Raw genomic sequence first — 12,918 nt, forward strand, 5'->3', positions numbered from 1 at the left:
CCGCTCCCCTTTTTTTACCTATATTCCTTTATCTTCTGTTTCTTTTTTGTGGTCTTTTCTGGAGAGGTATCTGTTCAGAGCATAAACATATGCTTCTGCACTTGCCACAACTACATCGGTATTTGAGCCTCTGCCTGTGACATCATACCCGCAGCCTTCAAACTCAACAGAAAGCACAACTTCACCCTGTGCATCCTTACCTGCTGTGAGAGCATTGATTTTGTAGCTTTTAAGCCTTCCTGTGATGCCTGTGGTGCGTTCTATTGCCTTAAGGCAGGCATCTACAGGTCCGTCACCTATGGATGCGTCCACAAAGGTCTCTCCTTCTTCGTTCTTAAGCTCAACAGTCGCAGTGGGTATGCCTGCGTTGCCGCTTGCGAAGGTAACTGTTCCAACAGTAAAATGCTTGATAGATTCATTAAGCTGCTGTTCAACAAGCATCTCAAGGTCTTCATCAAATACCTCTTTCTTTTTATCTGCAAGTACCTTGAATTTGTTGAAGGCAGTTTCAGTCTGTTCCGCATCCAGAGTAAAACCAAGAGCCTCAAGCCTCTTGATGAACGCATGACGCCCGGAGTGTTTACCCAGAACCAGAGCGTTTGAAGGATAACCGACACTTTCAGGTGTCATTATTTCATAAGTGATCCTGTTTTTCAGCACGCCGTCCTGATGTATCCCGGCTTCATGGGCGAATGCGTTTTTGCCCACTATAGCTTTGTTGGGCTGCACACCAACACCTGTAATGGATGTCAGCAGCTTGCTTGCTCTGTAAATCTCTTTAGTGTTTACGTTTGTTTCCACATTAAACAGATCCTTACGCACGTTCAGAGCCATTATGACTTCCTCAAACGCTGCATTACCGGCTCTTTCGCCTATTCCGTTGATGGTACACTCAACCTGTGTCGCACCGGCACGGACGGCCGCCAGTGAGTTAGCAGATGCCAGACCGAGGTCGTTGTGACAATGTACGCTTATTCTGGCTTTATCAATATTAGGAACTTTGTTCATTATTGTTGAGATAATTTTTTCATACTCAAACGGAACAGTATAACCGACAGTATCAGGCAGGTTTACTGTCGATGCTCCGGCTGCGATAACAGCCTCAACAACCTGACACAGGAAGTCCAGATCCGTTCTTGTGGCGTCTTCTGCGCTGAACTCAACATCTCCGCAGAGGTTGCGGGCGAATTTCACTGCACCTGTGGCTATTTCCAGAACCTCTTCACGGGTCTTTTTCAGCTTATACTGCATATGGATGTCGCTTGTTGCGAGGAATGTGTGGATTCTGGGGCGTACAGCGCCTTTCAGTGCATCCCAGCCCACGGAAATATCTTTCTGATTAGCTCTGCAAAGCCCTGCTACTCCGGCATTTTTAACAACAGCCGCAACCTTCTGCACAGCCTCAAAATCTCCTGGAGAAGAGATGGGGAAGCCCGCTTCCATAACATCAACCCCCAGCTTTTCAAGCTGGATTGCCATCTTGATTTTTTCTTCGGTATTCATGCTGAAACCGGGTGCCTGTTCGCCGTCTCTCAGTGTAGTATCAAAAATTATCACTCTTTTCTTATCCATTTTAATTCTCCTTATGTATTCATTTTATCAGTTATTAATTTTTATGTTTTATCATCATAGAGGAAGCCATAGAGCCTGTAGCACCGTAGTTTTTCTTTTCGGATGGTTTTTGCCGATCATTTTCCGCCTCCTGAGTTAAATTTCTGTCAGTTTTTACAAAAAAAAAGGTCTCATCCCTCTGAAGGGTGAGACCTCTTAATATAACTTAAGCCTGTATAACAGGATATTCTTACAGCTATACTTCCTGCGCCTCTTCCTCCAGATGAACTTTATTTTTCCTTAGTAGTAGCGTAACTATACCGCTTGCAGCATAAGCTGATGCAAAGAGGAACAGAAACACTTCGGGATAGAGACCAAGGACAAATATGAAAAGAACAAAAGCCACCAAGGAGTTAAAAGGCTTTTTATGGAAATATTCAATATTTTTAAAGCTGAAATATGGAACGTTGCTCACCATCAGGAAAGCTAAAATATAGATCATGAACGTGAACCACAGGGGAACTTCTATTGCTGTGGGGTCACCGAAGAAATGACGGGCAAACAAAACGCTTGTCACCACAACACCAGCAGCTGCGGGGCTGGGCAGACCAACGAAAAACTTGTTTGAAATTCTCTTAGACTGCACATTAAAACGGGCAAGCCTCAGTGCGGCACAAGCCACAAAAAGGAAAGCAGCCATCCAGCCGAGCCTTCCGTATGGTTCCAGAGCCCATTTATAAACAAGCAGAGCAGGAGCAACACCAAAGGAGATGAGATCCGCCAGTGAGTCAAGCTGAATACCGAACTCACTGGATGCGTTAAGCATCCTTGCGATCTTTCCGTCCAGTCCATCAAAAACGAACGCAACGAGAGTGGCATATGATGCCATCACATAGTTGCCGTTCAGAGTCGCCACTATGGAGTAGAAACCGCTGAAAAGCCCCAGAAGCGTCACGAAATTGGGGAAAATCGCATTACGGTTCAATTCTGCCTCTTTGTTAAATACCTTCACTGACATCGCCTTATATTATTAATCGTCTGTATCAAGTTTTTCGTTATACTTCGCTATAACAGTTTCACCTGCTTTTACAATATCGCCATTTTTAACGATGATGTCAAAGCTTTTAGGCAGGAACAGATCCACACGGGATGAAAATTTAATTATACCCAGCCTGTCACCGAAGCATACTTTATCGCCTTTCTTCCAGTAGCACACAGTGCGTCTAGCTACCAGACCGGCGATCTGCTTGACAACCATGGGACCGTATTCCGTATCCACATAGATAACATTCTGCTCGTTTCTGTCACCTGCATCAGGTCTGTCAGCAGGGATGAACGAACCGGGTTTATGACGCATTCCGGTAATAGTGCCCGCAACGGGCATTCTGTTAACATGAACATTAAAAACATTCATGAAAACACTGAGCTTGTTATAAGTTCTTCCTTCAAACTCAGTTTCCGCAATGTCGATAACCTTGCCATCCGCCGCTGAAACAGCTATTTCGTCAAACGGGGGAATATCTCTTTCCGGATCTCTGAAAAACCAGAGAAACAGGGCAAGAACAACAAGCGAAAGGAAAGTGAGCAGACCTTTCGGCAGGAAGAAAATGAGGATGAAAACAACAAGGGCCGTAAGAATAAACGGATAGCCTTCTTTTGCAAACAAGGGAGAACTCCGAAAAAATTATTTCAGGGCGGAAACACCGCCCTGAATAATTACAATATATTAGTTTTTATCTTTGTCAACAATCTTGCTCTTACCCAGCCAGCTCATCATGCTGCGGAGCTTTTTGCCCACTTCTTCAATGGGGTGTTCCTCACCGATGCGCTCAAGGGCTTTAAACAGGGGTTTATTCACACTGTTTTCAAGCATCCACTCATTAGCGAACTGACCTGTCTGTATTTCTTTAAGCACCTGTTTCATAGTTTCTTTTACTTCAGGGCTGATAACTCTGGGTCCTCTTGTCATGTCGCCGTACTGGGCAGTGTTGCTGATTGAGTAGCGCATGTTGGAGATACCGCCTTCATAGATAAGGTCAACAATGAGCTTAACTTCGTGAAGGCACTCAAAATATGCCATTTCAGGAGCGTATCCGGCTTCGGTAAGGGTTTCAAAGCCGTATTTGATAAGCTGTGCGAGACCGCCGCAGAGAACAGCCTGCTCACCGAAAAGATCAGTTTCTGTTTCTTCCTTAAAAGTAGTTTCAAGAACACCGGCTCTTGCTCCGCCTATTGCGTTTGCGTATGAAAGGGCAGCTTCTCTGGAGTCGCCTGTTGCATCCTGATAGATAGCGATAAGGCAGGGAACACCGCCGCCTTTCTGGTATTCAGCTCTCACAAGGTGACCGGGTCCCTTGGGGGCTATCATAACCACGTTTACATCCGCAGGGGGAACGATCTGGTTGAAATGGATGTTGAAACCGTGAGCAAAAGCAATGGTATCGCCAGCTTTAAGGTTGGGAGCTACAGCCGTTTTATAGATTTCGCCCTGAGTTTCATCGGGAGCGAGGATCATTATAAAATCAGCCCATGCAGCGGCTTCAGCCACTTCCATAACCTTAAGACCTGCACCTTCTGCTTTTTTCCATGAAGGGCTGGATTTTCTCAAACCCACAACAACCTCAACGCCGCTGTCCTTCATGTTGTTGGTGTGTCCGTAACCCTGTGAACCGTAACCGATTACGGCAACTTTTTTACCTTTTATGAGCGAAAGGTTAGTGTCCTTCTCATAGTAAACTTTCATCGTGAAATTCCCTCCGGCTGTTTAGCTTAATTTTATATTTTTATAACTTATATCTTTTGGGAAAATTTTTATACATATCTTTTCCCCGATTGCAATGCAGATAAACGGCTATGAGCAAAAGCACTATTTATCGCTGGTGGCTTTGCTGCCCCGTGCGATTGCCACACTTCCGGTGCGGACCACTTCGATTATTCCGTATGGCTCCATCACTTTGAGGAATGCGGTATTCTTATCTTTTGTTCCCGTGATTTCTATAACAAGAGACTCGCCGTTGAGGTCAATAGTTTTTGCCCTGAACGTGCTGACAATGTTGAAAATCTCCGGTCTGGTGCGTCCGTTTGCATGGACTTTCACAAGGAGCATTTCACGCTCAATGTGATCCATAGCCACAACATCACGCACTTTTATAACATTTACAAGTTTGCGGAGCTGTTTTATGATCTGCTCGATCACAGCGTCATCGCCCCATGTAACTATTGTCATGATAGAAAGTCCTTCCTCCGCAGTCACACCCACGGAAAGGCTCTCAATATTATAACCTCTGCCGCTGAAAAGACCTGATATGCGGGAGAGAACGCCGAATTTGTTTTCAACAAGAACGGATATGATATGTCTCATCTGTCTGCCTCCCTACTTAAAGATCATTTCATTGTTTGAGGCTCCGGCAGGAACCATCGGGAAAACATTTTCCTCTCTGTCAACACGGAAATCCATGATAACAGGGACATTTTTGACCTTGAGGGATTCACGGAGAACAGCCTCGACTTCGGAGGGCTTCTCCGCACGCAGACCAACGCACCCGAAAGCTTCTGCGACCTTAACAAAATCCGGCTGGCATTCAAGGCATGTGCTGCTGTAGCGTTTGTTAAAGAACATCTGCTGCCACTGCCTGACCATTCCGAGGAAGAAGTTGTTGAGGATAGCCACCTTAACGCCGACTCTGTACTGGACAGCAGTTGTCATTTCCTGAATATTCATCAGGAAGCTGCCATCGCCTGCTATGTCGAAAACTTCCTTGTCGGGTCTTCCGAGTTTAGCGCCGATTGCTGCGGGGAAACCATAGCCCATTGTTCCGAGACCGCCTGAGGAGATAAACTGGCGGGGACGGTCAAACTTATAGAACTGACCTGCCCACATCTGGTGCTGTCCGACCTCGGTGCAGATTATCGCATCGCCTTTTGTAACCTTGTAGATCTGCTCCACAACGTACTGAGGCTTGATGACTTTATCGGAATAGACATAGGAAAAGGGCTGTTCCTTATTCCATGCGTCAATTTTTGACTGCCATTCGTTTCTTTCCGTTTTATGTTTTTCCCAGTTGAAGCTGCCGACCTCTTCCAAGGCCTGTTCAAGAACGACTTTGCAGTCGCCTACTATGGGTATCTCAACGGGAACATTCTTACTTATGGAAGCGGGGTCAACATCAATATGAGCTATTTTCGCATGGGGAGCAAAGCCGCTGAGCTTGCCTGTTGAGCGGTCAGAAAACCTTGTGCCCACGGCGATTATGTAGTCCGCTTCGGTTACAGCCATGTTGGATGCCTTGTTTCCGTGCATTCCAAGCCAGCCTACGCACTGTGAGTGAGTTCCGGGGAATGAGCCGAGACCAAGGAAAGTTGTTATAACGGGAACGCCTGTGATCTCCGCAAGCTTTTTGAGTTCTTCGGAGGCATCTGCAAGTGTGACACCGCCGCCGGAAAGGATAACGGGTTTCTTTGCTCCTTCGAGGAGCTTAAGCATTTTACGTATCTGTCCGGGGTGTCCCTTGGTGCTTGGGCTGTATCCGGGGAGATTGATCTCTTTATCCCAGTTAAATTCAGCCTTGGCAGCCACTACATCCTTCGGCAGGTCAACCACAACGGGTCCGGGTCTGCCTGTTCTCGCCACATAGAAAGCCTCTTTGATGCTGGGAGCTATATCTTTAGCATCTTTAATCAGATAGCTGTGCTTAACTATGGGTCTGGTTATGCCCACTATATCTGCTTCCTGAAAAGCATCGCCGCCGATGAGGCTTGTGGAGACCTGCCCGGTGAAAATAACCATGGGTATTGAATCCATATAGGCATTGGCTATCCCGGTAACAAGATTTGTTGCTCCGGGACCTGATGTTCCGAAGCACACTCCGACTTTGCCTGTGGCTCTTGCGTAGCCTTCCGCTGCATGTACCCCTCCCTGCTCATGGCGGGGGAGGACGTGGAGCAGATCCGCGTCAAAAAGTGTGTCGTATATGCCTAAAAGCACACCGCCGGGGTATCCGAATATAAGGTCGGCTCCCTCTTCGTGCAGTGCTTTAACTAATATTTCCGCTCCGGTTATGGGCATTGTAATTCTCCTGATTGCTACAAACTATAAATAAGTTAGATAAACGGTTCAGTCCCTTTTGAAGATGGCGCCGTCTGCCGCGCTTGAAACACCTTTTGCGTATTTCAATAGGTAGCCGTGCTTAACCTTGGGTTCAGGTTTGACCCAACGGGCCTGCCGTCTCCTAAGTTCATCTTCGGAAACAGCGAGACCAATACCTCTCTCCGGGATATTGATGTCAATGACATCCCCGTCTTCTACTAACGCAATCATGCCGCCTTCCGCAGCTTCGGGAGATATGTGCCCTATGCAGGGTCCCCTCGTGCCGCCGGAGAAGCGTCCGTCTGTAATAAGTGCAACTTTGTTAAGCCCCATGCCCATTATGGCGGCGGTGGGAGCAAGCATTTCACGCATTCCCGGTCCGCCCTTGGGACCTTCGTAACGGATGACAACAACATCACCGTTTACTATTTTACCGGCGTGGATAGCAGCCATAGTTGCTTCCTCGCTGTCGAATACTTTTGCCTTGCCGCTGAAAACAAGCATGTCGTCATTAACTGCGGACTGCTTGATAACGCATCCGTTGGGAGCAATGTTCCCTTTCAGGACAGCGATTCCGCCCTCTTTATGATAAGGGTTGTCCAACGGACGAACTATGTCCTCATCAAAGATGCGGGCTTTGTCGGCGATTTCATATATTGTGCTGCCGCTAACGGTTATATTGTCCTCAAGCAGAGGCTTAAGACGTTTCTGGAAAGCGGGGATACCGCCTGCGGCGTCAACGTCTTCCATATAATACTCCCCGCCGGGGTTAATGCTTGTGATGTGCGGCGTGGATTTGCTGAATTTATCAAATGTCTGAAGGTTAAGTTCAACACCCGCTTCATAAGCGATTGCGGGAAGGTGAAGAGTGGTGTTAGTGGAACCGCCGAGAGCAAGATCCATCTTCACTGCGTTGTTGAACGCCTTTTCATTCATAATGTCTCTGGGTTTAATGTCCTGACGTACAAGTTCGCATATCTGAACGCCTGATTCAAAGGCGATTCTGCGCTTATTGCCTGAACCCGCAAGCCCTGTTCCGCATCCGGGAAGGCTCATGCCCATAGCTTCGGTGAGACACGCCATAGTGTTTGCGGTGAAAAGACCCTGACAGGCTCCCTGTCCGGGGCATGCGTTCATCTCAAGCCCTTCCATCTCTTCAGCGGTGATATTGCCCGCACGGCACTGAGCCATAGCCTCGAAGCTGTCTGTGATGAAAGAACGTCTCTTCATGCGCCAGCTTCCGCCGAGCATAGGACCCGCCGTAACAATAATAGATGGAACATTAAGCCTCGCCGCCGCCATAAGCATGCCGGGGGTGATTTTATCGCAGTTGGATAGGAATACCACTCCGTCAAGAGCGTGTGCTTCAACCACACACTCAATCATATCGGCAATGGCGTCCCTTGAAGGAAGGCTGTAGTGCATTCCTGAATGTCCCATGGAAATGCCGTCGCAAATTCCGGGCACACAGAAAATGAAGCCGTGCCCTCCGCCTGTGTGAATGCCTTTGTCAATGAAACGCTCTAGGTCTCTCATCCCTGTGTGTCCGGGTATAAGGTCGGTGAAACTGGAGCAGATGCCGATGTGCGGTCTTTCCATGCTGCTTTTGGGTACGCCTGCGCCGTACATAAGCGCGCGTGCAGGGGCTCTGTCCAGACCTTTTTTCACTCTGTCGCTTCGCATTAGGCTCTCCTTAATGTAGAAAAAAGCCTTAAAAACCCTGCGGTTTCAAGGCTTTGAGAAAGTTTTGCGCCCTGCCTGACTTCAGGCAGGCTAAACATTGTTAAGCAATAACATTAGCACAACACCTATACATGTTCAAGGTGTAAAACGCCGTTTATAGAGATTTAAAGAAAATAAGCCTGATTCGGGCTGATTACAATAAAAATAATCATCAATCCGCATCTAGATCAAATAGAAACTGCCCTGAAATACACATAGCTCTCCGCCTTGTTGCTTTTTAATTTCTTTGCTGATATTCTTTTCCCGATGGATTCAGATAACATTTTTTCCAAAGATAAATTCGATGAAGACGGGCTCACGAGCCACATACGCCCGCAGAAGCTTGACGACTACATAGGTCAGCACAAGGTTAAGGAAAACCTGCGGATATTTGTTCAGGCTGCAAAACAGCGCGGGCAGAGCCTTGATCACTGCCTGTTTTACGGTCCTCCCGGTTTGGGCAAAACCACCCTCGCCTACATCATTGCCAGTGAGCTTGGGGTAAACATCAACTCCACATCGGGACCTGTGATCGAAAAGGCGGGAGATCTCGCCGCCATTCTGACAAACCTTCAGGAAGGGGATGTCCTCTTTATAGATGAGATACACCGCCTTCACTCAAGCGTTGAAGAGATACTTTATCCGGCTATGGAGGACTTCAAGCTGGATATAATAATCGGCCAGGGACCTGCGGCAAGGACAATCAAGGTGGATCTGCAGAGCTTCACCCTCGTGGGCGCAACCACCAGAGCGGGACTGCTCACTTCACCCCTGCGTGACCGCTTCGGCGTGATCATGCGCCTTGAATTTTATGATGAAGATAACCTCGCATCCATAATCTCCAGAGCTTCAAAAATACTCAACCTTAAGACAGAACATGCAGCGGCACTTGAAATAGCCCGCAGGAGCAGAGGCACTCCCCGTATAGCTCACCGTATTCTCCGCCGTGTGCGTGACTTTGCTGATGTGCTTAATAACGGTCTTGTGGATCTGGATATTGCCCGTGAGGGGCTTCTCCGCCTTGAGATAGATAATGAGGGGCTTGACGCCTCCGACCGTAACTTTCTCCGTGCGATTATAGAAAAGTATGAAGGCGGACCAGTGGGGGTGGAAACCCTCGCCGCCACAATGTCTGAAGAAAAAGACACCATAGAGGACGTCATTGAACCGTACCTTATATATAAAGGATTCGTCAAAAAAACCCCCAGAGGCAGGGTGGCAACACGCCTCGCCTATGAGCATCTTCATCTGGAATCAAAAGGCAGGCTCTGCCTTGACGACTTCATGGAGGACTGATGGCTAAGAAGAAATCGGTCTATATATGCCAGAGCTGCGGCAGCGTATCCCCTAAATGGATAGGCAAATGTCCCGAATGCGGAGCATGGAGCAGTTATGTTGAGGAGATGCCTCAGGACGAGGCTTCCCCGTCCGCAAAAGTGCGGGATGTTCAACCACTCCTTCTCGGCTCAATCAAAGGGCTTGAGGTTGACCGCACAATAACCGGAATCGGCGAGCTTGATCAGGTTCTGGGCGGCGGCTTTGTTAAAGGCTCTGTGGTTCTCGTTGGCGGTGAACCGGGCATAGGCAAATCAACCATTATGCTTCAGGTGGCGGGTATTCTCGGCACAAGGGGAGTAAAAATACTTTACGCATCCGGCGAGGAATCGCCCTCCCAGATAAAGATGCGTGCAGAAAGACTGGGCATATCAACTGATAATCTCTCGATCCTTGCCACAAACTCCCTTGAAGATATCCTAACAGCGGCAGACAGAGATAAGTTTGAATATATTGTGGCTGACTCCGTGCAGACAATTGCATCTGAGGAGTTAAGCTCCGCCCCCGGAACAGTGGGACAGGTGAAGCATGTCACCTACCGCATGGTGGAGGCCGCCAAACAGAAGGGCATAACAACTCTTATCGTCGGTCAGGTTACAAAAGACGGATATATCGCAGGTCCTAAGGTTTTGGAACACCTTGTGGACACAGTTCTATACTTTGAAGGGGACTATTCCAGAGGGATAAGGATACTCCGCTCCGTTAAAAACCGTTTCGGTCCCACAAACGAAGTCGGACTCTTTGAAATGAGCAGTCAGGGACTTCTGGAATGTCCTGACGGCGGACTTCTCGGCAGCACACAGTCTGACGCCGCCGGAAAAGTGCTTGTTCCCGTCATGGAAGGCACAAGGGCATTCCTTGTTGAGCTTCAGGCTCTTGTCACACCCACCTATTTTCAGTTTTCACGCCGCAACGCCAACGGCTTTGACACCAACAGGCTCAATATGCTGATTGCTGTCCTTGATAAAAAAGGCGGTCTTAATCTCGGTGCATCGGATATTTATCTGAACATAGCCGGAGGAATAAAAATAACCGAAACCTCCGCCGACCTTGCAGTGTGCGCCGCAATAATTTCTTCGTTCAGGGAAAAACCGGTCCGGACAGACACTGTTTTCATAGGAGAAGTGGGGCTGACAGGGGAAACAAGGAATGTAGCCAACATTAAAAACAGATTGACCGAGGCGGTCAAATTTGGCGTGAAGCGTGCATATCTCCCCGAAAAGATGGACTTTGACGGAAAACTTGATATAATCCCAGTTAAAAATATTTCAGACTTTCTTGACAAATTCTAAGCAGACACCTTGTCTGAAACCGCTTACGCGGCTTGTTGAAACATCAGTTATTGGAGGAAACATGGGCTTACTTACAGGAAAAAAGGCTCTTATCTTCGGCATTGCCAATAATAAAAGCATAGCTTACGGCATAGCGAAAAAATTTAAGGAAGAAGGGGCGGAACTTGCGGTCTCCTACGCAGGCGAAAAGCTCGAATCCAGAGTAGTACCCATTGCAGAAGAACTCGGCGCAAAGCTCTGTGTTCCCTGTGATGTCACATGCGATGAAGATATAGCGAAAGCATTCGGCATAATAGCCAAAGATTTCGGTAATATAGATATTCTTGTCCACTCAATAGCCTTCGCCCCCGGCGAGGCTCTCAAGGGACGTTATATCGACACCGCCAGAGACGCTTTCAAGCTCTCAATGGATATCAGCGCTTATTCGCTGGTGGCACTCTGCAAAGCGGCAGAACCCATAATGAATGAATGGGGCAGCGTTATTAACATGTCTTACTACGGCGCAGAAAAGGTTGTTACAAACTATAACCTTATGGGTGTGGCAAAAGCCGCTCTGGAATGTTCCACACGCTACCTTGCCTGTGACCTCGGCGAAAAGAAGGTTAGAATAAACAGCATATCCGCCGGGCCCATCAAAACCCTTGCCGCTTCAGGCATCGGAGGTTTTAAAAACATTCTCGCACACATTGAGGAGCGCTCACCCCTTCACCAGAACGTTACCATCGAAGATGTCGGCGACACTGCGGCTTTCCTCGCAAGTGATCTTTCCAAGATGATCACAGGCGAAACACTGCACGTTGACTGCGGCTATAATGTAGTCGGCGTATAATAAAAAACTTCAAATCAATAAAGCCGCCTCATAAGGGCGGCTTTTTTTATTCAGATTTTGAACCTTACTCTGTATTTTTTAAGAAGCAGATCCGGCTGGTAGCTTCTTTTTGACTGGCGGAGACTGTCTTTGCCCATATCCTGTTCAAAGTTGATGAATTTATACTTTTCAGGCAGGTGCTTGGCAAATTCGTTGAATATAAACTGATAAACGCCCTTAAACTCCACAAGCCCCTTGGCAAAGTGCATTACATAAGTATCGGAGTTCAGCTCCTCACCCAGTATAAAGCCGCATGGTTTACCGTTTGCGTAGTAAATCTCCCCGCAGAGGACAAGTTCCTCACAGTGGGTCAGAGCCTCCAGACACGCAGTATAGTCTGTCTGTTCTTTCGGAAGATCCGCCTGCTCCTGCCATTTCTCAAGGATAGAAAGAGCATCCTCCTTAACTTCGCTGCAGATAGAACGGCTTGTGCCCTCATACTCCTCGTGAAACTGCTTAACAAGATTGCGCTTTTTGTGCAGCTTACGCCCTGCGTATGTAGCCATCTTTTCTCTGGTGTATATGTAGTCCGAATCCGCTTCATCACTGACATATTCTATACTTTCAGGATCAAGCAGGGCGAGGCTTTCCTCTGAGACAGGAAAGAAAAACTCCGCTTCTTTCTGAAGCTCAAGAATTTTTTCCTTTGAATATGCCTGAATATTGTTCACCGGCTGGATATACTTTTTGCCGTCGTAAGTTTTGCCTTTGATAACAGGCTCGTCCCCGGCGCATATCTCATACTCATGCGTATCTCTGAAAAGAAAGATATTGGCAAAGGTATATTCGGAAAGTGGTTCGGATATACTGCGAAACCTTCCGTACAGCAGTTCCTTATGATTTAAATCTATTTTTTCCCAAGTCATACAAGTCATAGCAGATGAAAATACTACAAGGGTTGTCTTCTTTCAATGGGAAAAACTCTTAACATCATTTACAGCGTCAAAAAAAGCGGATCAGGCAATTAAAAAACATAAATAAAACAGGAATATCAAAATAAAAGCTTACGATCACGGGAAAATTTTATATAATAATATTTCGGACTTCACAAAACCGGATAATTT

General features: G+C 47.3%; 11 protein-coding genes. 3 read left to right on the forward strand and 8 right to left on the reverse strand.

Annotated elements, in window-relative coordinates; translation table 11 throughout:
* Positions 1-18 precede the first annotated feature (18 nt).
* From ACYRYY_RS06870 to ilvD, 7 genes are all read right to left on the reverse strand, one after another.
* Positions 19-1,572 (reverse strand): 2-isopropylmalate synthase, encoded by a 1,554-nt coding sequence (locus ACYRYY_RS06870; protein WP_460214868.1) that lies wholly within the window; start codon positions 1,570-1,572, stop codon positions 19-21.
* A 235-nt stretch (positions 1,573-1,807) separates the two neighbouring features.
* Positions 1,808-2,536 (reverse strand): CDP-diacylglycerol--serine O-phosphatidyltransferase, encoded by a 729-nt coding sequence (gene pssA / locus ACYRYY_RS06875; protein WP_460214869.1) that lies wholly within the window; start codon positions 2,534-2,536, stop codon positions 1,808-1,810.
* Between the two features lie 45 nt (positions 2,537-2,581).
* A complete protein-coding gene (locus tag ACYRYY_RS06880) occupies positions 2,582-3,217 on the reverse strand; it encodes a phosphatidylserine decarboxylase (protein ID WP_460214870.1) in 636 nt (211 codons plus the stop codon).
* Positions 3,218-3,277: 60 nt separating this feature from the next.
* Positions 3,278-4,294, reverse strand: coding sequence for a ketol-acid reductoisomerase (ilvC, locus tag ACYRYY_RS06885; protein ID WP_460214871.1), 1,017 nt, complete (start codon positions 4,292-4,294; stop codon positions 3,278-3,280).
* A 123-nt stretch (positions 4,295-4,417) separates the two neighbouring features.
* Complete coding sequence (gene ilvN, locus ACYRYY_RS06890) at positions 4,418-4,912, reverse strand: acetolactate synthase small subunit (protein ID WP_460214872.1); 495 nt, start codon at positions 4,910-4,912, stop codon at positions 4,418-4,420.
* A gap of 12 nt (positions 4,913-4,924) precedes the next feature.
* Positions 4,925-6,616 (reverse strand): biosynthetic-type acetolactate synthase large subunit, encoded by a 1,692-nt coding sequence (gene ilvB / locus ACYRYY_RS06895; RefSeq protein WP_460214873.1) that lies wholly within the window; start codon positions 6,614-6,616, stop codon positions 4,925-4,927.
* Between the two features lie 48 nt (positions 6,617-6,664).
* On the reverse strand, positions 6,665-8,320 hold the full coding sequence (gene ilvD, locus ACYRYY_RS06900) for a dihydroxy-acid dehydratase (protein WP_460214874.1): 1,656 nt from the start codon (positions 8,318-8,320) through the stop codon (positions 6,665-6,667).
* A gap of 306 nt (positions 8,321-8,626) precedes the next feature.
* Between ilvD and ruvB the strand changes: the two genes are divergently transcribed.
* The 3 genes from ruvB (at position 8,627) to ACYRYY_RS06915 (ending at position 11,815) form a co-directional block, all read left to right on the forward strand.
* Positions 8,627-9,655: a Holliday junction branch migration DNA helicase RuvB gene (gene ruvB, locus ACYRYY_RS06905; RefSeq protein ID WP_460214875.1), complete on the forward strand. Its 1,029-nt coding sequence runs from the start codon at positions 8,627-8,629 to the stop codon at positions 9,653-9,655.
* Complete coding sequence (gene radA / locus ACYRYY_RS06910) at positions 9,655-10,986, forward strand: DNA repair protein RadA (protein ID WP_460214876.1); 1,332 nt, start codon at positions 9,655-9,657, stop codon at positions 10,984-10,986. The genes ruvB and radA overlap by 1 nt, the downstream gene beginning before the upstream one ends.
* 61 nt (positions 10,987-11,047) lie before the next feature.
* Entirely contained in the window at positions 11,048-11,815 is a 768-nt protein-coding gene (locus tag ACYRYY_RS06915) for an enoyl-ACP reductase FabI (RefSeq protein WP_460214877.1), read from the forward strand.
* Between the two features lie 50 nt (positions 11,816-11,865).
* On the opposite strand, the gene ACYRYY_RS06920 is transcribed toward ACYRYY_RS06915, so the two are convergent.
* Positions 11,866-12,720: a DUF2156 domain-containing protein gene (locus ACYRYY_RS06920; protein ID WP_460214878.1), complete on the reverse strand. Its 855-nt coding sequence runs from the start codon at positions 12,718-12,720 to the stop codon at positions 11,866-11,868.
* Positions 12,721-12,918: the final 198 nt, after the last annotated feature.

Source organism: Geovibrio sp. ADMFC3, from assembly GCF_054687035.1.